Annotated in this window: 16 protein-coding genes and 1 pseudogene; 10 read left to right on the forward strand and 7 right to left on the reverse strand. The window is 62.2% G+C overall.

What is annotated here, in order from left to right; translation table 11 throughout:
- A partial coding sequence (locus FBZ90_RS25765) for a beta strand repeat-containing protein (RefSeq protein WP_211102330.1) occupies positions 1-1,832 on the reverse strand: 1,832 nt, incomplete at its 3' end.
- A 545-nt stretch (positions 1,833-2,377) separates the two neighbouring features.
- On the opposite strand from FBZ90_RS25765, the gene FBZ90_RS25770 reads away from it, so the two are divergent.
- The 7 genes from FBZ90_RS25770 to FBZ90_RS25800 all read left to right on the forward strand — a co-directional run bounded on the left by FBZ90_RS25770 (position 2,378) and on the right by FBZ90_RS25800 (position 9,509).
- Entirely contained in the window at positions 2,378-3,058 is a 681-nt protein-coding gene (locus FBZ90_RS25770; RefSeq protein WP_186456049.1) for a response regulator transcription factor, read from the forward strand.
- A 36-nt stretch (positions 3,059-3,094) separates the two neighbouring features.
- Complete coding sequence (locus FBZ90_RS25775) at positions 3,095-4,438, forward strand: sensor histidine kinase (RefSeq protein ID WP_145736249.1); 1,344 nt, start codon at positions 3,095-3,097, stop codon at positions 4,436-4,438.
- A gap of 363 nt (positions 4,439-4,801) precedes the next feature.
- Positions 4,802-5,692, forward strand: a complete 891-nt coding sequence (locus tag FBZ90_RS25780; protein WP_145736251.1) for a TauD/TfdA dioxygenase family protein — start codon at positions 4,802-4,804, stop codon at positions 5,690-5,692.
- Positions 5,679-6,617, forward strand: a complete 939-nt coding sequence (locus FBZ90_RS25785; protein WP_145736253.1) for an ABC transporter substrate-binding protein — start codon at positions 5,679-5,681, stop codon at positions 6,615-6,617. The genes FBZ90_RS25780 and FBZ90_RS25785 overlap by 14 nt, the downstream gene beginning before the upstream one ends.
- 28 nt (positions 6,618-6,645) lie before the next feature.
- Positions 6,646-7,533, forward strand: coding sequence for an NADPH-dependent oxidoreductase (locus FBZ90_RS25790; protein WP_145736255.1), 888 nt, complete (start codon positions 6,646-6,648; stop codon positions 7,531-7,533).
- Between the two features lie 11 nt (positions 7,534-7,544).
- Positions 7,545-9,155, forward strand: a complete 1,611-nt coding sequence (locus tag FBZ90_RS28730) for an FAD-dependent oxidoreductase (RefSeq protein ID WP_145736257.1) — start codon at positions 7,545-7,547, stop codon at positions 9,153-9,155.
- Positions 9,156-9,170: 15 nt separating this feature from the next.
- Positions 9,171-9,509 carry a 4Fe-4S dicluster domain-containing protein gene (locus FBZ90_RS25800; RefSeq protein ID WP_145736259.1) on the forward strand — a complete coding sequence of 113 codons (339 nt, stop codon included), beginning with the start codon at positions 9,171-9,173 and terminating at the stop codon, positions 9,507-9,509.
- 149 nt (positions 9,510-9,658) lie between these two features.
- Here FBZ90_RS25800 and FBZ90_RS25805 read toward each other — a convergent pair whose 3' ends face one another.
- On the reverse strand, positions 9,659-12,106 hold the full coding sequence (locus FBZ90_RS25805) for a TonB-dependent receptor plug domain-containing protein (RefSeq protein ID WP_186456050.1): 2,448 nt from the start codon (positions 12,104-12,106) through the stop codon (positions 9,659-9,661).
- A 354-nt stretch (positions 12,107-12,460) separates the two neighbouring features.
- Here FBZ90_RS25805 and FBZ90_RS25810 point away from each other — a divergent pair, with 354 nt between their 5' ends.
- Entirely contained in the window at positions 12,461-14,062 is a 1,602-nt protein-coding gene (locus tag FBZ90_RS25810; protein ID WP_145736263.1) for a flavin monoamine oxidase family protein, read from the forward strand.
- A gap of 24 nt (positions 14,063-14,086) precedes the next feature.
- Positions 14,087-14,611 carry a RidA family protein gene (locus tag FBZ90_RS25815; protein ID WP_145736266.1) on the forward strand — a complete coding sequence of 175 codons (525 nt, stop codon included), beginning with the start codon at positions 14,087-14,089 and terminating at the stop codon, positions 14,609-14,611.
- Positions 14,612-15,114: 503 nt separating this feature from the next.
- On the opposite strand, the gene FBZ90_RS25820 is transcribed toward FBZ90_RS25815, so the two are convergent.
- From FBZ90_RS25820 to FBZ90_RS25840, 5 genes are all read right to left on the reverse strand, one after another.
- Positions 15,115-16,086 (reverse strand): DUF6624 domain-containing protein, encoded by a 972-nt coding sequence (locus FBZ90_RS25820; protein WP_145736268.1) that lies wholly within the window; start codon positions 16,084-16,086, stop codon positions 15,115-15,117.
- A gap of 738 nt (positions 16,087-16,824) precedes the next feature.
- The gene (locus FBZ90_RS25825; RefSeq protein ID WP_145736270.1) at positions 16,825-17,925 is read right to left on the reverse strand and encodes an ATP-grasp domain-containing protein; all 1,101 of its coding nucleotides are present in this window, start codon (positions 17,923-17,925) and stop codon (positions 16,825-16,827) included.
- Entirely contained in the window at positions 17,918-18,592 is a 675-nt protein-coding gene (locus tag FBZ90_RS25830; protein ID WP_145736272.1) for a hypothetical protein, read from the reverse strand. Before FBZ90_RS25830 ends, FBZ90_RS25825 begins: the two co-directional genes overlap by 8 nt.
- Positions 18,593-18,639: 47 nt before the next feature.
- A complete protein-coding gene (locus FBZ90_RS25835; protein ID WP_145736274.1) occupies positions 18,640-19,884 on the reverse strand; it encodes an HlyD family secretion protein in 1,245 nt (414 codons plus the stop codon).
- Positions 19,881-22,040 (reverse strand): peptidase domain-containing ABC transporter, encoded by a 2,160-nt coding sequence (locus FBZ90_RS25840; protein ID WP_145736276.1) that lies wholly within the window; start codon positions 22,038-22,040, stop codon positions 19,881-19,883. The genes FBZ90_RS25835 and FBZ90_RS25840 overlap by 4 nt, the downstream gene beginning before the upstream one ends.
- Positions 22,041-22,405: 365 nt before the next feature.
- On the opposite strand from FBZ90_RS25840, the pseudogene FBZ90_RS25845 reads away from it, so the two are divergent.
- Positions 22,406-23,778 (forward strand): annotated as a pseudogene (locus tag FBZ90_RS25845) (transposase).
- Positions 23,779-23,794 lie beyond the last annotated feature (16 nt).

The raw sequence follows: 23,794 nt of genomic DNA on the forward strand, positions 1-23,794 counted from the left end.
ATGCCAACGGAATTGGCGGTGATCGTACCGCTGTTGGCCAGCGTGCCGATGACGCCGTTGGTGTCGTTATAGAGGGCGTTCACGCCACCGGCGATAGTGCCGGTGGCGCCGTTGGTGACAAGGCCGATGGTCCCATAGTTGGCGACACCGCTGTTGGTCCCGTTCAGCAGGCCGGTGTTGCTGACGCTGCCCAGGCTGCCGCTGCTGGCGACATAGAGGGCGGTGTCGATCCCGGCGATGGTTTGGGAGTTGACCACGCCGCCCAGGGTGCCGCCGATATAGTCGTTGGCGCTGAACGCGACCAGGGCGTTGCCGATGACGCCCGACGTCAGGCCAAGGCCGCCGGTGCCCGCCCGAAGGCTGACACCGCTGTAGCTGGAACCCGCCCCACCCTGGAGCAGGGTGGAACTAGCCTGGCCCGGCACGTAATTGCCGGTGGACGATAGGCTGGCGATCACCGTGCCGCCGGTGATGCTGGCCGCATCCGTGACCACCAGGCCGCCATTGAGCAAGGCCAGGGTACCCGCGCCTTGGCTATAGCTGCCGGCAATGGTGGACCCGCCGGTGATGGTCAGGCTGGTGCCCTGGCTGACCAGGGTGCCGGTGCCGACATTGATGTTGTCGTTGAACAGCAGGTTGCCGCCCGTGAGCACGATGTTGCCCAGGGTGCTGATGATCGAGCCCTTGCCGGAGGTTCCGGTAAAGGTGCCGATGGTGGTGCCCGAACCGCCCGTGATGCTCAAGGGGGTGGAGGAATTGTTGACGACATTGCCGATGATCACACCGGCGTTGAACAAGGCGCCCAGAGAGCCGTTGTGCGTCACCGAGGGATTGCCGGTCGTCTTCGCGATGACGATGCCGCCCTGGATGGTACCGGTTTTGGCGTTCACCAGACTGACGATCGAGCCGCCGGCCCCGATGGAAACACCGACGGTGCCGCTGATCAGCCCGGAATTGGTCAGCGTGCTGAGGGTACCGTCCTGCCCGACATGGCTGTGGTAGATGGCGGTGGGACCGAAACCGCCGTAGTTCCTGACCTCTACGCCTGGGCCGGAATCATTGAGGATGGTGCCGGAATTGCTGACCGAACCGACCACGCCGAAGACGTTCAAGGCGCCCGTGCCGCGGGCATTGCCCTGCAGGAGGCCTGAGTTGATCAGCGTGCCGATGGTGCTGATGGTGGTGATGACGTTGACGTCGACGGCGCCGCCCGTCGTGCTGGAGATGTTACCGCTGTTGGTCAGCGTGCCGATGCTGCCGCCGAGCAGGTTGAAGGCGGTGTTGCCGTAGGACAGCATGGTGCCGGCGTTGGTGATCCCGCCGATCTTCACCCCGTTTATGATCTTGATGGCGCTAAGGGAATCCGACCCGATCCGGCCGGAGCCGTTGTTCACGATGGTGCCGATGGTGGTGTAGGCGCTGATGCCGTAGGTGACCGTGCCGCTGGTGGTGGTGGAGGTGGCGTTACCCGTCAGCACGATGCCACTGCCGACACCGGTGATAAGGCGATTGTTGATAAGAGCGGTCAGCGTCTTGCCGCCAGCTACGCTGAAGCCAGGGTAATCGATAAAAGTATTGTCAGGACCGTCGTCGATGTTGGCCAACAGCGTGCCGTTGTTGACGACGGTGCCCCCCATGGAGCCCGTCCAGGTGAAGGCCGTGCAACTGGCGCCACTTCCGATAGTGTGACTGGTGGAGAAGCTGCCGCAGTAGGCTTGGGCTGACCTTGGCGCCGCCAGCCCCATGCCGATGGCCAGGGCGGACGCGCCCAGCAGCAGAACACGCCGCGTCTTCGCGGCCCCTTGGTCGCGCCCCATCCGTCCCAACGCCATGCCACCAAACTCCCCACCCCAAATATGAACCGGCGCCGGATCGAATATGGGGCGGGTGGGCCTGCCGCCCGCCCCCTAATCCAAACCGGCCTGTCCCCCCGTGTCCGGGGCACCACCCCGGGGCGCCCTGGACACCAAGAACAATCAGGCCGATCTGTGTCATTCCCGAATTAGCTGTCAATATAGTGCCAATATATAGACGAAATATACCTGTCCACATTATGCCAATAATGACAATTATGGCAATTAATGACGGACTAATTTGGCGCATGCTGTGATATTGGTGATTTTCCAATGCAGATATTGGTCGCCATTTAGGCAGAAATCGCTTAAACCAGATCGCGCCTTTTCCTATTGGCGCGTGAACTGGATCACGAGCCGCCGGTGTGATAGGAGTGATTCGGATCGGAGGCGATGATGTCATGGACCAAGGGATGGCAGTTCCCCGCCCTCACGATGAGGACCGGGGTGGTCGCCGTCCGTCGTCGCTGTCGGTGGGATCGTCCAGTCCCGGTTCGTCATTGCCTGGAAGAAAAAAGCGAGACATGACGCGTCTGTTGATTATTGAGGATGAAGCGTCGCTGCGGGACGACTTGATCGCTTTCCTTGAGGCGAAAGGTTACGCCGTCACCGGCGCCGGCACGCTGGCCGAGGCCAGGCAGCACTTGGCGAGGACCGCCTTTGAATTGGTGGTCCTCGATTTGGGCCTACCCGATGGGCATGGCGTGCGGCTTCTGACCGAAATTCGTGCACAACGGGGCCTGCATTGCGGCGTGGTGGTGTTGACCTCCCACCAAGACATGGAGGACAAGCTGCAAGCGCTGGAGGCGGGCAGCGACGCCTATTTGGTGAAGCACGCAAGCCTGCGGGAAATCGAATACACGATCCGGAACGTGCTCAAGAGGCTCCCCGTCTCGCCCCCGCCGCCAACGCCGGAGTGGACGTTGGATCAGCGCGGCCGGGTGCTGATCACGCCCAGCGGCCACAAGGTGGCGTTGACACCGAAGGAACTTGCCTTGATGGCCCTGTTGGCGGGGGTTGACGTTTGCGACCATGACCGGCTGGCCAAGGGGTTGGGGGACGGCGGCGACTTCAATACCGGTAGCCTGACCACTCTGGTCCGCCGCCTGCGACAGAAGGTCGACGAGCGGACGGGGGAGGAGCCCCCCATTCGCGCCGTCTATGGCAAGGGCTATGGTTTCGCGGCGCCGCTCAGCCTGCGATGACAACCGTGATCGCAGCCGGCTGACGGAAGGAACGCCATGCTGGACATCGCGACGTCGATGGTCTTTGTCGGGGTGCTGACGGCAAGCAATTGCATCGCCGCCTTCCTGATGTGGCGGGCATACAGGGAACTCCATGGGCTGGCGTCGGTGTCGGCGGGATGCCTGGCGCTGACCGCCGCCTTCGCCCTAATGGTGTTTCGGGACCCCCACCTCATCACCGCCGGCAACACCGCGATGACCTTGGCCATCGGGCTGGTGACGGATGGCATGGTGGAACTGCTTGGGGGGCGATCCAGGCGCGGCTGGGTCCTGGGCATGACGGTTTTCACGGCGCTGTTCTGGGAACTGGTGCAGTGGGGCGACGGGGACAGCACACTCATTCGAGTGTTAGTGGCGACGGTCATATACGTTGGCTTTTACAGTCGCCCCCTGGTCGAGGCCATCGGCAGCCGTGACCAAATCAGTGGCGCGCGGACATGCCTGATCTTAACCCTGATCGGCCATATGGCCGTCCTGGTCGCACGCGCGATGGCGGCGGTGGTCAATCCAGACCCCTCCTTCGTCCTTTCACCCCGCTTTCTCCCCTGGTTCCAGTTGGAGGGGGCCGTGGTGATGATGCTGACCTTTTTTTCCATCATGTTCATGGTGGGTGCGCAACTCAGCGCCACGCTCAGACAACGAACGCTGAGCCTGGCGGCGGAACGCCGCATGCATGCCCAACTGCGCCAGTTCCTGGGCATGCTGGGGCATGAATTGCGGACACCGTTGGCCATCATCGATCGGTCGGCGGAGATGAGCCTGGAATTGCTCGACCCGACGCAACCGCTGGTCACGCGCCGCCTGGACACCATCCGGGCCACGGTGGACCGGCTGCGGGGCATGATGGACAACCTGCTGATGGCGGAGCGCGCCGAGTTGGAGGTGTCCGACGCGGATCTCGTCGACCTTGCCCGCATCGTCCGCGATCTGATGCGCCTCCTGGCGCAAAAATACGAAGATGGACGGATCATCGCGGCGCTCCCCGAAACACCAGCGCAAGTCCGGGGAAACCGCGAGATGCTGGCAACCGCGATCGGCAATCTTCTCGACAACGCGTTAAAATATTCCCCCGCTGGTCAACCGGTCCACATCACCGTTCAGCAGGGCAGTTCCATCACCATAACCGTCGAGGACAGGGGGATCGGTTTCCCGTCCCATCAACTCCCCCAGGTCGGACAGCGCTTCTTCCGCGCCGATAACGCCAGGACTGTGCAAGGGACCGGTCTGGGCCTCAGCATCGTGAAGACCATCGTCGACAAGCACAGCGGTCTTGTGACCTTCGGCAACGCGACCAACGGCGGCGCGGTGGCAACAATCATGCTGCCCAGTGCCCAACGCTAGAGTTGGCTGCGTAAAACCAGACGCAGCCAACTCTCGCTGAGTCTGTCCCACGGGCAGCTTCACGCCCAAAGGCGATTCCACCTTTGGGCGACCTGCTCAAAAATTAGGCACTGTCGCCAATGAGCCGCGGTTCAGCCCCGCCCAAATAGTTCTGAATGAGGCCGATGAGCGACGCTTTGAGGCTTTCGAACCTCAAGCAGACGCGGTGGAAATACTGATATTTGGAAAATAAAAGTCTGCATACACCATTTCTAAAATTTCTTGCCGTCGCCCGGGTCGTACACTCTCGATCCAGAAGCGTGATTTTCAATTTTGGACACACCGTGTGGCGACCGCCTCGCCACCGCAGGCCGGAGGCATGACATGAGCGCGGTTTCGTTGAGGCAAGCTGACAACAATGACCTTGGCCCTCTGACCATCAGGCGTCTGCAACCCACCATCGGGGCGGAGATCAGTGGCGTGGATTTGCGCCAGCCGCTGGATGAGGGCACCCGGGACGCCATCAAGGCCGCTGTGCTGCGCCACAAGGTCGTGTTCTTCCGCGACCAGGGCATCACCCGCGACCAGCATGTGGCCTTCGCCCGGCAGTTCGGCCCGATCTATGCCCACCCCACCACCGCCGGCGTGGACAATCACCCCCAGATCCACGGCATCACGGCGGCGGATTTCGCCAAGTACGAGAAGGCACGGAAAGAGGCGGCGGCCCAGGCGGGCAAGCCGGACACCGCGCACGAGGACAAGTACCATACCGACACCAGCTGGCGCCTGGTGCCGGCTTGGGGCGCGGTCCTGCGCGGCGTCACCATTCCCGATGTGGGCGGCGACACCATCTGGGTCGATGCGGAGGCGGCCTATGATGGCCTGCCGGACGACGTGAAGCACCGCCTGGAAGGCCTGCATGTCACCCACGATTTCCGCGAGGCGCTGAACCGCGTGGGCAAGGACTATCCCATCGTCGCCCACCCCGTGGCCCGCCGCCATCCCGAAACCGGCGCCACCATCCTGTGGGTCAACTTTTCCCAGAAGCCGCAGATCCTGGGCCTCGAACTGTCGGAGAGCCGGGAATTGCTGGCCCTGATCCTGAACCAGTACAAGCGCCCGGAATATCAGGTGCGTTTCTCCTGGCGGCCCCATTCCCTCGCCTTCTGGGACAATCGCGCCGCCGTGCACTATGCCGTGCGCAACTATGGCGACTTCCCCCGAGTGGTCGAGCGGGTGCTGATCGCGGACCAGGCCGATTATGCGGCGCTTTAAGGCGGTCGCGCTCGGCCTGGTGTTGGCGGTTTTGGCCGGGCACGCCGTCGCCACCGAGCTGTCCCCCCTGCGCGTGGGCGATCAGCGCGGCGCCGTCCAGGTCCTGCTGAAGGCGGCGGGCGAGCTGGAGCATGTGCCCTATCGTATCGAATGGGCGCTGTTCCCGGTGGGCGCGCCGCTTGTGGAGGCGCTGAACGCCGACGCCATCGACTTCGGCTATGTCGGCGACGCCACCACCACCTTCGCCCTGGCCGCCGGCGCCCGGCTGAAGACCATCAACGTGTGGGATTTCGGCCAGGGGGGTGCGGCCATCATCGTGCCCGAGAAGGCGCCCATCCATGCCGTGGCCGACCTGCGCGGACATCGCGTGGGCCTGGTGCGGGGTTCCCCGGGCCACCTGCTGGTGGTCGCGGCCCTGAAGCAAGCGGGCGTGCCGCTGGCCGATGTCACCCTGGTCTACCTGTCGGCGGCCGACGCCAAGGCCGCCATGGGCAGGGGGTCCATAGACGCGTGGGCCATCTGGGATCCCTATGTCGCCGCCGCCCAGATCCAGGACCATATGCGTATCCTGGTGGGCAGCCAGGGAACCGTGCGCGAGGTGGAATGCGGCGTCGCCAGCGACAGCGCCATCGCCACCAAACGCGCCCAATTGATCGATTTCATCGCCCGCGTCCGCCGCGCCTATGCCTGGGCGGAGGCCCATCGGCAAGAGCAGGCGGAGGCCTACGCCCGCGACACCGGCACCCCCCTCGATGTCGCTGTGCTGACCTTTTCCCGCCAACAGGTGACGGTGCTGCCAGCGGTTACCGACGACGCCATCGCCGTGCACCAAGCCGTGGCGAACCTCTATTTCGACGCCGGCGTCATCCCCACCCGGGTGGACGTGGCCCCGACCTATGACCGCAGCTTCACCCTGAATCCCTGACCCCTTCCATGTTCCAGGAGATCCGCCCATGACGCTCGCCGCCATCATCCCGGCCTTCGCCCACCGAGGCGTGACCAGTCGCCCGCATCCGGCGGCCGACCTGCTGGCCCGCCGCTATGGCGCGGACAGCCCGCTGGACGCTGAAGCGCTGGGCCCCGACCAGTGGAACGAGGTGTTGACCGGCCTGCTGTCGCACAAGTCGGTGCGGGCGTACCGCGACGCGCCCCTGCCGGAGGGCACGCTGGAGACGCTGGTGGCGGCGGCGCAGTCGGCGCCCACCTCCTCCAACCTTCAGGCCTGGAGCGTGGTGGCCGTCACCGATCCCGCCCGCAAGGCGCGCTTCGCCACCTGGGCCCAGAACCAGGCCCATATCGAGCAGGCCCCCCTGTTCCTGGTTTGGTTGGCCGACCTGTCGCGCCTGGACGGATTGGCCAAGGCCACCGTGGGCGACGCCGCCGGGCTGGACTATCTGGAAACCCTGATCGTGGCCATCACCGACGCGACGATGGCGGCGCAGAACGCCGTGGTCGCGGCGGAATCGCTGGGCCTGGGCACCGTCTACATCGGCGCCATCCGCAATGAGACGGAGGCGGTGGCGGCGGAGTTGCGTCTGCCGCCCAAGGTGCTGCCGCTGTTCGGGCTGTGCGTCGGCTATGCCGATCCGGCACGCCCGGCGGCGGTGAAGCCCCGGCTGCCGCAAAGCGTGGTGCTGCACCATGAACGCTATGTGGCGACCGGTGTGGAGGCCGCCACCGCCGCTTATGACGCCCAGGTTCGCGACTTCTACGCGCAGCAGGGCATCGACGCCCCGGCGTGGAGCCAAACGGTGTCGGCGCGGGTGCGCGGCCCCGCCGCCCTGTCCGGCCGCCACCGCCTGCGCCAGATCCTGGTCGACTTCGGCTTCCCCCTGTTATGAGCGGCGGCACGATGTCCCTGACGCTGGAAACCGACGTCCTGATCATCGGCGGCGGCCTGGCCGGATGCTGGGCCGCCATCGCGGCGGCGGAGGCCGGGGCGGAGGTCGTCCTGGCCGACAAGGGCTATTGCGGCACCAGCGGCGTCACCGCCACCGCCGGCCCCAACCATTGGTGGGTGCCGCCCGATCCGGATCGGCGGGCGCAGGCGGTGCGGGAGCGCAATGCCCGCGCCCTGGGCCTGGCCGATCCGCGCTGGATGGCGCGCATCATCGACACCACTTGGCGCACCCTGCCCACCCTGGCGGATTACTACGACCATTCCATCACCGCCGGCGGCGTGCCCCATTACCAATCGCTGCGGGGGCCGGAGTATCTCCGCGCCCTGCGCCGCTATGCCGAGGTGCGCGGCGTGCGCATCCTGGACCACAGCCCCGCCCTGGAACTGCTGCTGCATGCCGATGGCGCGGTCGCGGGCGCGCGGGGCCTTCAACGGCAGGAAGCCCCGCCGGCGGGCCGGGACTGGACCGTGCGCGCGGCCGGGGTGGTGGTGGCCACCGGCGGCTGCGCCTTCCTGGCCAAGCTGCTGGGTAGCCGCAACAACACGGGCGACGGCCACCTGATGGCGGCGGAGGCCGGCGCGCGGCTGTCGGGCATGGAGTTCTCGACCTACCACACGGTGGCGGAGCGGCATTCCACCCAGACCCGGTCCGCCTCTTACGCCTTCGCCGATTATTTCGACGCCGCGGGACGCCCCATCGATACCGGCACCGATCCGGACGTGACGCTGCCGCTGGCCCGCGCCCTGCTGGCCGGACCGGTCTATGCGACGCTGGCCCGCATGCCAGCGGACCTGCGCGCCATCCTGCACCAGATCCAGCCCGCCATCCTCCTGCCCTTCCAGCGCCAGGGCATCGACCCGTTCACCCAGCGCTTCCCCATCACCCTGCATGGAGAGGGCACGGTGCGCGGCACCGGCGGCCTGCGGCTGGCGGATGAGGACTGCCAGACCGACGTCCCGGGGCTCTATGCCGCCGGGGACGCGGCCACGCGGGAGCTGATCGCCGGCGCCGTTTCCGGGGGCGGGGCGCAAAACTCCGCCTGGGCCGTCTCCTCCGGCACCTGGGCCGGCCAGGCGGCCGCCCGGCTGGCGCACGGCCGGGGGCGCCGGACAGGGGAAGCGGTGGACGCCGCCGGGGGTGCGGGCCTGCGGCCCACCCAGGGCAAGGGCACCGGCATGCCCCAAGCAGCCCAGCTGACGCGGCAGCTGTATGACGGCGTCCGATCAGAGATGCTGCCCTACGACAAGATCCTGTTCCGCCGCGCACCCGTGCTGCGGCGATCCTCGGACACGCTGGCGGATCTGTGGCGTGCCGCGCGCGACCATCTGGCACCCGGCCGGGACGCCACGGCCCGTGTGCGGGCGCGGGAGGCGGCGGCCCTGGTGGCCTGCGCCCGCTGGGTCACCGCCAGCGCTCTGGCCCGCACGGAAAGCCGGGGCCTGCACCGGCGGGAGGACGCGGCGGCGCTGGACCCCGCCCAGACCCACAGGCTGGTGAGCGGCGGCCTGGACGCCGTATGGGTGGCGCCGGAGGGCGCCGCCGTTTCCACTCAAGTCGCCTGACCCGGTGAGGCTGTCATGATCGAACTCATCTTCGCCGATCGCTGCACCGGCTGTAACGCCTGCGTCCGGATCTGCCCCACCAATGTGCTGGAACCGGGGAAGAATGCCCCTCCCGCCATCGCGCGGCAGGAGGACTGCCAGACTTGCTTCTTGTGCGAACTGTATTGCGAGGCCGACGCCCTTTATGTCGCGCCCAATTGCGATGAAATGGTGGCGGTGGACGCCGGGGCCATCGCCGCCAGCGGCCTGCTGGGCCAGTTCCGCCGTGATTCCGGATGGCATGAATGGGCGGGCCAGTCCCCCAACCTGCATTGGCGCATGGGCGAATTGTTCGCCCGGGCCAAGGCGGGTTGACAGCGGGGGCCGCCCCTCCGATCCATCCCTTTCATTGACCAAAAAAAGGGCGGCGGGCCCCGAAGGAAGCCGCCGCCCAAGGGACCCGGGATGAACCGGGCGGGAGGATGGCCCGCCGATGCGACAGGCGGGCCAGCCGAACCCTGCGATCAGAAATCCGCCGACAGCTTCACGTAGTAATAGCCGCCGTTGAAGCCATAGGGCGTGTTCTGCGGATAGGTGTCGACGTTGATGCCGAACCAGCGCGTCGCCGGATTGGTCTTGGCGGGATAGCGGTCGAACAGGTTTTGCGCGCCCAGATCGACACGGAAACCCTGCGTGACGCGATACCCGATGTTGAGGTCCGTCAGGAAGGCCGGGCTAACGGCGCGGGCCACGTAGTCGCCCACGCTGCTGTAATCATGCGCCACGTAATAGCTGTGGCCCCAGCGCGTTTCCCGCAGGGTCACGTCCCACGGCCCCAGCGTCCAGTTGGCGGCCAGAGAGATCTTGCTGCGCGGATCGTAGGAGGTCAGCGAGGTGATGGCGGTGGCGTCCAGGATGGTCACGCCGGCCAGGGCCTTGGGCGCCGGCTGCTGCTTCAGGATGCTGGTGACGTTGTAGTTGCCGGCCAGCGTCCACTTGATGGCGCCCAGGCTCGCCAGATCGGTGGTGTAATCCAGGTTCAGGTCGGCGCCCTGGGTGCGGGTGTCGACGCCGTTGAGATAGAAGGTGACGGAGGTGTTGCCCGCCGATATGCCGGCCGGCAGGCTGGCGCCGTTGGCCAGGATGGCCGCCTGGGCCAGGGAGCCCGACAGGGCGCCGGAGTTGATGATGCGGTTCTGGATCTCGATCTGATAGAAATCCAGGGTGGCGTGCAGGCCCGGCACCGGCTCCAGCACCAGGCCGGCGCTGTATTCGGTGGACGTTTCCGGCTTCAGCGCCTGGACCCCCAGCAGCTTGGCGCCCGGGGAGTTCACCGGCAACTGCAGCGAGGCCGAGGTGGGGCTGACGTTCAGGGCGGAGAAGTATTGCTGCGCCAGGGTCGGGGCGCGGAAGCCGTTGCCGACGGCGCCACGCACCGCCAGCCAGGGCGTGATGTCATAGCGGCTGATCACCCGCCCGCTTTCGCTGTCGCCGAAGTCGTCATAGTGCTCGACACGGCCGGCCAGTTCGAACTGCCAATTGCGCAGCAACTGGGTCGACAGGTCGATGTAGCCCGCGGCACTGTTGCGATCCGCCGTGTGGGCGTCCGTGGGGGTGAAGCCGGCGTAGGAGGCGGAACCGCCCGCGGCGTAGGAGGCGTATTCGCCGGCGTCGACTTCATACACCTCATGCCGGTGTTCCAGGCCCCAGGCGACGTTCACCGGCTTGGCGAACAGGCCGACGTCGAACTCCCGCACCAGGTCCAGGTTGGTGGTCTGCTGAGTGGACACCAGCTTGCCGGCGTTGAAGCTGGTCTGCTTGGCATAGGAGGCGTTGTAGAATCCGCTGCCGGCATTGGCCAGGTTGGGGTTGCCGGAATTGATGACGCCGATGGCCAGCCAATCATGGCCATAGGTGCTGCTGAGGTCCCACCGCCAGCCGGCCAGGTTGTCGCCCCGGGCACCCAAGGTGAAACCGACGTCGTATTCGTCGGCCGTCTCCTCGGGGAAGAAGCCGTTGGGCCAAAGGGCGGGAATGCGGGAACCGGGCCGCCAGTTCTCATAGGATTCGGCCGACCGGTGGCTGGCCGTGCCGAAGCTGTAAAAGGTGACGCTGGGGGTCAGCGGCGCCTCGGCGTTATAGCCGATGTTGACCACGTCGCTGAGCGGGTCGCCATAGATGCGCCCCTTGACCACGGTGCCTGACGGGGCGCGGGGATCGTCGCCCGTGCGGTTGGTGAAGTCGTGGTGGCGGTAATCGGCCGTCACGTTGATGAAGCCGCCGTCACCCAGGTCGAAGCCGTGGAAGACGGAGCCCTGGGCCGTGGCGCCGTCGCCCCGCCCGGTGATGCCGCCCAGGGTGGAGACGTGCGTGCCGCTGTCCGACTTCTTCAGGATGATGTTGATGACGCCGGCGATGGCGTCGGACCCGTACTGGGCGGCGGCGCCATCGCGCAGCACCTCGATATGGTCGATGGAATCCAGGGGGATGAAGTCAAGGTCGGCAGGGTTGGAACCACCGTTGGGCCCGCCGTCGGCATAGATGTTGGCGGAGTTGTGCCGCCGCTTGCCATTCACCAGCACCAGGGTCTGCCCGGGGCTCAAGCCCCGCAGGCGCGCGGACCGCACCAGGTTGCCGACATCGCCGCCGAACTGGTCGGCGGTGAAGGACGGCAAGGTGCCGCGCAAGGCGTCCAGCAGGTTGGTCTGGCCGGTGGCCTGCAGCGTTTCGCCGCCCAGGACCTCGATGGAGGTCAGGCTGTCCTGCACCCGTTTCCCAGCCTCGCGGGTGCCGGTGACAATGATTTCGTTAAGGTCATCAGCGGCGGCGGCGGGCGCCGGGTTGGCGTCGCTGGCGGCGGACCAGCCGGTGACGGGGAAGCCCGCCGCCAGCGCGAGAAGGCCGCTGCCGGCCAGGAGACGGGCCGGAAGACGGACCAGAGGGCGTGATGGACGCGAGACGGATGACGGCATGAGGGGACCCCTTCGGATTTTCTTCATTGGATTTTTGGAATGGCTTGCCGCTGCCATGACGGGTCGCGGCGACCATGCCCCAGGGTTGCCGCCCCCGCGCCCACCGTACAAATTGCATCGCTCAATGTGTTCGTTGAGGGCCTGTCAAATTATGAGCGGCGATGCCGATACTGACCTATCACCTGCATCTGATTTCACTTTATGGAGGGCGCCGACTTCGGAAATGGCTGTGGCATTTTTAAAATATTGAACAATCGAATAAACTGATAAGGCTGTTAATTTTAATTCAATATCGCCTCTTTCCTGTCGCCGGCACTGTCTCCCCCAGCAAAAGGATGCGTGGAGGACTCACAGATGGCCATAACCCGTCGGCGACTGCTGGCGCGCGCGGCGCAATGGGGCGGCTATGCCGCCGCCTATGGCACTATGACGGCACTGGGGCTGACACCCGTGCCCACGGCTTACGCCGGCCCGCCGGCTTTGCCCGCCGCCACCGGGACGGGGCGCCGCGTCGTCGTGCTGGGTGCCGGCATCGCCGGGCTGGTGGCGGCCTATGAGCTGGAGCGCGCCGGCTTCGATGTTGTGATGCTGGAGGCCCGTGACCGCGTGGGGGGCCGAACCTGGTCCATCCGCGACGGCGACCGCATCACGCTGATGGGGGAAGCCGACCAGACGGCGCGGCTGTCGCCCGGCCTCTACTTCAACGCCGGCCCCGCCCGCATCCCCAGCCATCACCAGGGCCTGCTCGGCTATGTTCGCGATCTCAAGGTGCCGCTGGAGGTGGAGGTCAACAGCAGTCGCAGCGCCCTGATCCAGACCAGGACCGCCAACGGCGGCCGCCCCATCCAACAGCGCCAGGCGGTGAACGACGTGCGCGGCGGGTTGTCGGAGCTGTTGGCCAAGGCCACCCGGCGAGGTGCCTTGGACCAGGAACTGACGGCGGAGGACAAGGAACGGCTGCTGGCCTTCCTCAAATCCTATGGCGACCTGTCGCCGGAGGGACGCTATGACGGCTCCGACCGCTCGGGCTATGTCCAGCCGCCAGGGGCGGCCGACCAGGTGGGAACAAAGCGGGCGCCCCTGCCCCTGCGCGACCTGCTGGGGGAGGACACGGTGCCCCCCGCCATCCTGTTCGAGGAAAACATCCTGATGCAGGCGACCATGTTCCAGCCCGTGGGCGGCATGGACCGCATCCCGGTGGCGCTGGCCAAGGCGCTGAAGGCCCCGCCCCGCCTGAACGCGGTGGTGGACCGCATCCGCCCCGCCCCCACCGGCGTCACCATCCGGTACCGCGACGGGCGGACGGGACAGGGACATGAACTGGCCGCCGACTATGCCGTGGTCACCATTCCCCTGCCCGTCCTGGCCGGCATCGACAGCGATTTCCCCGCCGCGGTGAAAGCCGCCATCGCCGGCGCCGTTTATGACGCCGCCAACAAGGTGGCGTTCGAGGCGCCACGCTTTTGGGAGCGGGAGCAGATTTACGGCGGCATCTCCTACACCGGCGGGGAAACCTCCCTGGTGTGGTATCCCAGCGGCGGCTATCACCAGGACCGGGGCCTGCTGGTGGCCACCTACAATGCCGGCGCGACGGCCACCGCCTTCCAGAAGCGGCCGCTGGCGGAGCAGGTCGCCCTCGCCCGCGCCTCGGTGGACCGCCTGCATCCGGGCCACGGCGCCGATCTCGTCAAGCCGGTGGTGGTGAACTGGACCAAGGTGCCCTTCAACCTGGGCCCCTGGCTGCATTGGGACCAGGACGGCAACGATCCGGCCGCCTACGCCCTGTTGAATCAACCCGCCGGCCGCGTCTATTTCAGCGGCGCCCATCTCAGCCAGTTGCCCAGTTGGCAGGAGGGTGGTGTCCTGGCGGCCCAGCGCACGGTGGTGGAACTGGCCCGCCGGGTCGCCGCCGACGCCCTGGCCGGCCGGGCCCCCAAAACCGCGCGACACGGCTGACACCTCATGAGGAGACCAAACAAGATGCGCCCATCCATCCTGCTGTCCGCCCTGGCCCTGTTGGCCGCCGTTCCGGCCGCCACCGCTAATGCCCGGGCCGAAACCGGCATCGTGCGCACCCAGGGACCCAACGCCGATAGCCCCATCGCCGCCGCCGTCACCGTGCCCGCCGGGGCGGAGACGGTCTATCTCAGCGGCGCGCTGCCCGCCGTGATCGACCCGACCGCGCCCAAGGGCAGCGTCCAGGCCTATGGCGACACGCAGGCGCAGACGCTGAGCGTCCTGTCGAAGCTGAAGGCCACGCTGGAGGGCCTGGGCTATGGCCTGGGCGATGTGGTCCAGGCCCACGTCTTCCTGGCCGGCGACCCGAACAAGGGCGGGGATATTGACTTCGCCGGCCTGCAAGCGGCCTGGACGCAGTATTTCGGCACGGCGGCCCAGCCCAACAAGCCGGCGCGCAGCACCGTGAAGGTGGCGGCCCTTGTGCTGCCAGGCGCCCTGGTGGAGATCGAGCTGACCGCCGCCAAGGTTGGCGGGGGGAAACACTGACGCCAGCGGGTTGCTGTCCAATAAGGCGGGGAGCGCACCAGCCAGCTCCGCCGCTGCCACTGGCATGCCCATCAATACTGCCACAAGAGGCCGTGGCGGCCGGAATCTTCCGTTCTCATGCCGCCGAACCTGTGCGGGCGGACCAGCAAAAAGCCCGCGAACTATTGAGGCTCGCGGGCTTTCGCTCTGGTTGCGGGGGCCCGCAACCATCTTAACTTGCTGTTCCGGGCAGCGGCGTAATGGTGCCGTCGGCAATTCACTGCCGTGGCAAACCTCCAAGGAGTTGCCAGAGTGACTCATATTTGCACCGCCTTGGGAATCTCCGGCAGGAGTCTCAGTTACCGCAAGCTCGTATAAGTTGCGCCCAAGCTTTCTGTGATTATACTCAAAAGCAATAGAATTATTATCCTGAATCTGACCTAAAAACAGCTCGCCGATAGCATAACATGATGGAAAAACCACCAAATTTTTACAGTTTGAACAAGTTCTTACAATTGATAATTCTATTGGCCGCAAATAGAACTTGCTTTTTTAGAGTATATTTCTATAGTTTCCATTCCGAGTTCTTGGCGTCTTACATTCAGGCTATCATTATTTTCTGTTGGGAATTGCTCCCATCGTCCATTTATACACTTCCCTTGAGTTCCATATAATTGTTTCTTATTCTGGGCTAACTCAACCCTATCTATAATATAGGCGACGTCCTGGCGCTCTTGAGAAGGCAGGCAAGGCTGACTTAATAGGAAAGCAAGGACAGATTTTTGATATAGATAATCATTATCCATATGCTGAACCAGAATCCAAGCATCATAACTAGCGGTCTGCCCCCAAATTTTGCTGACAGGCCATTTTACTTGGGAAATTATAGTTTTCTTCATCTCATTTAACTTGGAGTCTATATCATTTATGGCGCGAAATCTATCGGAAACGCATGCAGAAGAACTCTTACCACCACACGGAGCGACATTTCTCACCGCTTGATCTGCCTGAGTCATCAGCCATAGGCGACCCAATATACAAGTTCGCTCACCAGCGTCGCATTTTTTTAAAATTGCTGACATCCACTTATTTATTATATAATTTAAACGGTTATTATTATAATTACGCTCCAATAAGATGTCAGAGTTAATGATAGTATTTTCATTCAAAATACTTCTCTTAAGCTTTATGAATTCAGACTCCGCACGACTCTTAACATCATCTTCCTCTTTTGAACAATTACCAGTCTGTGCACATGGGAGCGCCATTAAGGTACCCATAGCTGAATTGAGTAATGACATTCTAGCCGATAAACATATAATATTATCCCCGCAATCGGAGGACGCCTCTTGAACCCATTTAGCAGCGTCCGCTGTATCAGGATCTTCTGATACTGGTGGGATAATATATGATGTCTGCAACGTCTTGCATTCCGCCATAAATGGCATTAATATTAATAAAATAAGAAAAATTCCGGGAAAATGACGAAACATCATTGATATCCTCTCTTAATAAAAGGCGGCGACCACCCGGTCGCCGTCCCAGTCTCTCATTCAATGCTTATTTCCACGACCAAGTACCGCCAACGTCCGTAACTCCGGGCGACCCATCTTGAGCAAGTGTTTGATATCTGGTACCTCCAGAGGACGGCGCTCCAGAAACAGCCAGTATTTCGTCTGGTGTTAGATTGCGGGCCAACACTCTGTGTACAGACTTCACCTGCGTATCATTGCTCTTTTTAATCATATCCACTCTCCATTGATTTTAGAGGCTGGGTGAAGATACCCAAAGACGCGCTTTAGAGCGCAATTCTTTATAAATATCGCTACGCTCAATATCAATTAGAGTAAGATTTTCCCGATGATGCCAGTTTTCAAGATTTCCATGTCTTGCATTCCGCCATAAATGGCATTAATATTAATAAAATAAGAAAAATTCCGGGAAAATGACGAAACATCATTGATATCCTCTCTTAATAAAAGGCGGCGACCACCCGGTCGCCGCCCCAGTCTCTCATTCAATGCTTATTTCCACGACCAAGTACCGCCAACGTCACCGTCCGTACCTCCGAGCGACCCATCTTGAGCAACTGTTTGATGGCTGGTACCTCCAGAGGACGGCGCTCCAGAAACAGCCAGTATTTCGTCTGGTGTTAGATTGCGGGCCAACACTCTGTGTACAGACTTCACCTGCGTATCATTGCTCTTTTTAATCATATCCACTCTCCATTGATTTTAGAGGCTGGGTGAAGATACCCAAAGACGCGCTTTAGAGCGCAATTCTTTATAAATATCGCTACGCTCAATATCAATTAGAGTAAGATTTTCCCGATGATGCCAGTTTTCAAGATTTCCATATGCAAGAAAATGACTAAACGAATGAAGAATTGGGAAGCCAGGAAAAGCTTGCTCCATAAATAAAGACTGACCTGCTTCATTCATTTCCAGGAAAATAACCTCTCCTTCTTTATTAACTATAAAATCGGCTGTTGCATATACAATACCAAGGGACCGCATAACAGATTGACACATCTGCTGAATATCATTTGGCAAATCGAATGGTGTGCAATTGCTACTGTCCCAAACGACACCTCGAGAATCTATTTTAGATGCACTGTTTGACTGTGTATCTATTGCTACGGAGAAGCATACACCACCGAAGAATGTAGCACGTATTTCAAACAACTTATTTATATATGGCTGATATATAGCAGGCTGTATAAGAATAGAATCGTCCGGCAGATCATCAATGTCGTCAACTTTAGCAGCAAAAGATATTGCTCGCCCGTTCTCGAACGTCCCCCACCCCCCCATGACCAAGGGCTTGCATATCAATGCACCATGCTTCTCATGAAATCTACGTAAAGATACGGGAGAATTTGTGATGACTGTGGGAGGTATAGATAATCCTTCCTCTTTAGCAAGTTTCAATTGCAGGGCCTTTGAACTCGCCATGAATCTTCCGTTCATAGTATTAACCCAGAATGCTGTTCTTGTGTATTTATGAACAAGAAGAGACATTAGGCTCGATGAATATGAATACAACACTTCATTTATATATTTACGGTCATCTTCATCTGTATTAACACCATATAGATATGGACTGTCTGGTCGGCGCATCCAAATTGACCTAAATCCGGTTTCTGGCAAAATATTTGGCATATTCTCAGAATGAAAATTCACGGATTCATCAATATAGATAGAATTTTTATCTTGCATAGGAAGTGTTGCCGCATAGTACAAATGCGGAGAGAATCCTAAAGTTGTTAACATTGCCGCAACAGCTTGAGACATGGCGTCGTTGCTTTTGGTTGATATTAAAATATTATTATTCATGGCCGGTCTCTAAAAAAAAATTCACTGCAGAATTTTTCGCATACTCTTTCATTTTACATTTGCAATTAATAGATCTGCTATACAATACAATTATTTTCGCGGTATACAATACATGAAATGCCTCATCTTGCATAATTCTACTAAATATTGCTGTTTTTTTTCTATTTTCTGAGTTGGGCCCTAATAATTTACATAAAACAGATAACTTATAAAGACTATCAACCTCAGATATATGAGTATCAACAATAAAATTAAAAAAATTGAATGCTTCTCTATTTGTGATTCTTTCCACTTCCGCCATTGACTTCTCTATCTTATTGACACAGTCAGAATTCTGACACCCCCCCAAAGTGTTGGCTAGCGCGAGAAAAATGGCGGCATGCCTATCTTCATCTTTTGAATGCTGACTGACTAGCGATTTTACACTCCCGTTATTGATTCTTTTGGCAACAAACTCTAGAGCTCGCGCACCAACAAATTCCCGAGCATACTGTGATAGGCACCAACTTTTTAGGTTGTTATCATAGTGAAAATCCAAATTTTCCGTAGACATTCGGGCGCGGCTGGACTCACCAGAAATTAAATCAGAGCTCATTATTTCGCCATAATCATCTAAATCATTAGTGTTCATATCACTCAGCGCACACTTTAACGCCTCAAACATCATGTCGTCACCCTGAGACAGTTTGCGTACGTGTAAGTCGCTAATACAAACTACGATTTATTATGTACTGAGCGTATGGGATCGAGCGCCCAGTCGATGAAGTGTCGGCGGTCGGTGACGACATCGCCGGTCAGGGTCATGCCGGAGGTCAGCGGCCGGTCCTCGCCATAGGCGGTGACGCTGGTGCGCTCCAGGCTCACGGTCACCCGGTACACCGGGTCCTTGTAGGAGATAGGCGCCAGCAGCTCGCCCTCGCGGTAGGTGGCGTGGCTGACCTGCACCACCCGGCCCCGCACCGCGCCGAAGCGCTGGTAGGGGAAGGCGTCCACGCGCAACCACACCTCCTGCCCCGGCTGGATCAACCCTGCCGCCCGCGACGGCACCAGCAGGTTAGCCTCCAGGTCGCTGCCCGCCGGCACCAAGGCCGCCAGCGGCGATTGCGCCGTCGCCGTCTGGCCAGGCTGCGCCTGCAGCGCCGCCACCCGGCCAGCCACCGGCGCCACCATGACGTAGCCTCGATTCACCTCCAACTGGGCCAGCGACTGTTCCAGCTCGCTGCGCGCGCCGCGCAGTTGCGCCAGCTTGTCCGCCCGTTCCGCCGGCAGCGTGGCCAGTTGCGATTGCGTGTCCCGGAGGTCGCCCCGGCGGGATTCCCGCTGGCGTTCCAGTTCCCGGATCGCGCCTTCCTGCGCCAGCACCTGCTGCTTGCGCCGCGACAGCTCCAGCCGTGTGCCGTTGCCCCGGGCTTCCAGCTCGGCATAGCGGGTCACGTCGTCCCGTTGCAGCACCTGCAGGTCCCGTTCCGATACCAAGCGCTGGTCCAGGCTGGACAGCTCCTCCGCGATGCCCTTCAGCCGGGCGGCCAGGCGGCGCCCCTCCTCGGCGTAGCGCGCCTCCGCCGCCGCGATCTGCGCGTCAATCTCGCGGATGCGCGCCTGGGTTTCCAACCGCAGCTTCTCCCCCACCGGGCCATCTGCGCCCGCTGTTTCCAGCGACAGCACCACCAGCGGCTGGCCCTGGGCCACCAGATCACCCTCGTGCGCCAGCACCGCCGTCACGATGCCGCCCTTGCTGGCGTAGACCTGCGCCAGGCCGCCGGTCGGCGCCACGTAGCCCTGCACCGTCTCCGTCTTGGCATAGGTGCCGGTCACCAGGTAGGTGGCCGCCGCCACGGTGAACAGGCTCAGCACCGCCGTCATCACCCCGTGGCTCACCGGCTGCACGATGATGACCTCGCCCCATAGGCGCCGGCGGCGGTTCTCCACCGCCTCGGGACGGAACAGGCCGGCGGTCATGGCACGGCCTCCGGCGCCTGTGAGGTGGGCACCAGGTGCGGCGGCTGGCTGGGAACCTCTCGCACCAGTTCCCGCACCTGCCCGCCCTCCACCGCGAACAGACGGTCGGCCCCCTCGATGGCCGTGGGCCGGTGCGCCACCACCACCCGGGTGATGGCGAGGTTGGCGAACGCCTGCATGATGCGGCGCTCTGCCAGCATGTCCAGGTTGGCCGTCCCCTCGTCCAGGAACAGGACGCTGGGTCGCCGGTACAGGGCGCGGGCCAGCAGCACCCGCTGCTGTTGCCCACCCGACAGGGTGGAGCCCAGGTCACCCACCAGGGTCATATAGCCCATGGGCATGCGCACGATCTCGTCATGGATGGCCGCCAGCTTGGCCACCTCCTCCACCCGCTCCAGATCCAGGTCGGGATCGAAGAAGGCGATGTTGTCCGCGATGGTGCCGGCGAAAAGCTGGTCGTCCTGCATCACCACGCCGATGCGCTCCCGATAGGCCCGCAGGCCGAAGGCGGTCAGCGGCAGGCCATCCACCAGCACCTCGCCCTCGTTGGGCGGGTACAGGCCCATCAGCAGCTTCAGCAGGGTGGACTTTCCCCCGCCCGAGGGGCCGACGAAGGCCACGAACTCGCCCGGCGCTATGGACAGGGCCACATCCTTCAGCACCCAGGGCTCATGCTCGGCATAGCGGAAGCTGAGGTTCCGCAGGGCCAGGGCGCCGGTCAGCGGCCGCTCCTCCCGCACCTCCGCGTCCAGGCCCGCCTCCGGGTCCTGGTGCACCGCGTCCGCCAGGCGCTCCAGGTGCAGGCCCAGCATGCGGAACTTAAAAAATTGAGCAACCAGGGACTGGGCAGCGCCCGCAAACTGCTCCCGGTAGGATTGGAAGGCCAGTAGCATGCCCAAGGACATTTCGCCAGCGATGACAGCCTTGGCGCCCAGAAAGAGCACCAGCAGTGTCTGAGTTCCTGACAGGATGGAGAAACCGGCCGCGCCATTGAGGCCCACCTTCTGCAGGCGGATCGTGTTATTTACGCTGTCGGCATATGCATTCTGCCACACAGCGTGGCGCTCCCGCTCCCGCCCGAACAGCTTGAACGCCCGGGCGCCACGGATAGTCTCCAGGAACACGCTGTCCACCTTGGCTTGGTGCTGGATGCCCTCGTTGGCCAGACGCCGCAGCCAGGGAAACGCTGCCAGTCGCACCCCCACCACCACAGTGAGCCCCACCACAGCTACTGCGCTCAGCTTTGGGCTGTATATCACCATTACCGCCAGGGTGATGACGGCCATGCCCCCATCCAGGACCACAGAAACAAGGCCGCCGGCCAGCAGATCCTGCACCGGCTGTAGGGAATTGAAGCGGGACAAGATGTCGCCTAACTGCCGCTTTTCAAACCACGGCACGGGTAAGCGTAGGGCATGACGCAACAAGTTGCCCCGCATCTGGAAGGTCAGCAGAGTGCTGAAATGCATCTGCACATAACCTCGCAGCAGTGTGGTCCCCGTCTGGATGAGCATCAGCAAAGCGGCGCCCAAGGCGATAACGTTCAGCAGATCCAGCTCACCCTTGGCGATCGCGTCGTCCACGATCATCTGATTGACCAGGGGGGAGAGCAAGCCGAACACTTCCAACAACGTTGACAGCAGCAGAATCTGAATCAGGCTAGGGATGAATCCCGCCGCCTTAGACCACAGGTCGGAGAGACGCACCCGCTCCACCACCTCCCGTCTTTGGAAGCTGGCCGTGGGGGTAAGCTCCAACGCCACGCCAGTGAAATGCTTGGAGACCTCGGCATAAGATAATCGACGGAGCCCACATGCGGGATCATGCACTTCAACCCAACGTCTAGTTACTCGACTCAAGACGACATAATGCAACAGGTCCCAATGAAGAACACATGGAATTTTAAGTTTAGGAAAATAATCCAATTCCAGTCTTATTGGCCTACCCGAAAGACCCAGCGCATCCGCTATACAAATTAATGTTTTTAAAGTAGAGCCCTTAAGAGAAATTGGATGCCTTCGACGCAATTCTGAAAGTGATACATGTTGATTATAATATCCCGAGACCATAGCGAGGCAAGCCAAGCCACACTCTGCCGCCTCAGACTGAAGAACCGGCTCAATGCGACGTCGATTATGGAGGGAAATTCGGATCAATGCCTACACTGCCCACCGCTAAAATGCGATTCATATTGCGCACATTCTATTTTTTGGGAAGCATCTGGGATGGGGAGGCGTTTGTCAAACAGAATTGAGAGCTTCGCATAACGGCGAAGGCTAACCATCGACGCGCGTGACAGGCGATATCAGCGAGCGCCCTGCGTCGCAGGGTATGGATTTGGGCTACGTCACGGCCATTTTCCTCGATTTTCCCGTGTGAAGGACAGATTCCGCCCGTCTGCCGTCAGGACCAAGGCGCGGCGGAGGTTGATGGCGGCGCACATCCGATGCAGATGGGGGCCGTTGAAAAAGCCTGCCATCGGTGATTCCCTGTCCTGGCAAGTCGGTGGTGGGAGGCGGGGATGCTGGTGCAGCGCGGTCCGGAGCAGTACGAGTTCTTCGCTGGCTCCCTGCGCGACCTTGTCCCTGGCGACCTCGTCCTGGCCCGCGTGGGCCGCGTCCTGGACCTCTCGTGGCTGCGGGCGGAGGTCGCCGACCTCTACAGCCCGGACAACGGCCGACCGGGCATCGACCCGGAGGCGGCACTGCGGCTCATGCTGGCCGGGTTCCTGCTCGGCATCGTCCACGACGCCGCCTGATGCGCGAGGCCGCTGTCAACATCGCGATCCGTTGGTTCGCCGGCTACGGCCTGACCGAGCGCCTGCCAGACCATTCCAGCCTGACCCGCATCCGCCAGCGCTGGGGCGAGTTGCGGTTCCGGCGGGTGTTCGAGAGGACGGTCCAGGCCTGCTTAGCTGCCAAGGTGGCCAAGGGCGAGGTGGTCCACGTCGACGCATCCCTCATCCGGGCCGACGTCAGTTGGGAGGCCCTGGCCAAGCGCTGGGTCGACAAGGTGGGCGAGGAGAATCCCGTGGACGAGGCCGAACGGGATTCCAAGGAGACAGGCAAGTACCAGAAGGTCTGCACCACTGACCCCGACGCCAGCATGGCGACCAGCGGTCGACGGCAACGCTTGGAACCCTCCTAAAAGCAACACACGGCCGTGGACGATGAGGCCGGGGTGGTGCTGGACGTGCACGTCACCACGGGCGAGGACAACGAAGGCGCGGAACTGGTGCCTGCCCTCGACAGGGTCGAGGCGCTAACTGGCGCCAAGGTGGCCACCGCCACAGCGGATGCCGGCTACGCCTACGCCAAGGTCTACGGGCAGTTGGAGCGCCGTGGGACCCAAGCAGTGATTCCGCCCAAGGCCGAGCCGATCCGCTCGCCAGTAGCCATGCGCCGGTTTCGCTACGATGCCCGCCACGACATTCTGAAGTGCCCGCACGGCAAGGTCCTGAAAGCGGGTCGGGCGGTGAAGCACGGCCGGTTCTTCACCTCGCGCGCCCGGGATTGCCGGCGTTGCGACCTGCGTAAGCTGTGCCTTTCGGGCGGCCGGGCCAATAAGGCCGTGGTGGTCGGGGATGACTACCCGGCGCTGCTGCGGGCACGCCGACGCCGGGAGCGGTGGACAGACAGGGACCGTGAGCTCTACCGCCACCGTTGGAAGGTGGAGGGTGTTCACGGCGAGGCGAAGAGCTGGCATGGACTCGCCCGCGCCGTGCGCCGGGGCCTCTGGAACATGCGGGTGCAGGCCTATCTGGCCGCCGCCGCGATCAACCTCAAGCGGCTGGCCACGGCCGTGCTCGTGTTTTGGGCGGCGCTGACCCGTGCCGCCGACGCCGTCACCAACACACGAGCTGCGGTCGCCTCATTCGCCCAGTGGCCCGCCTGAGCCTGAGAGGGGATAT

Origin of the sequence: Nitrospirillum pindoramense (genome assembly GCF_007827955.1) — a bacterium.
In the GTDB taxonomy this organism is placed as follows: Bacteria; Pseudomonadota; Alphaproteobacteria; order Azospirillales; family Azospirillaceae; genus Nitrospirillum; species Nitrospirillum amazonense_B.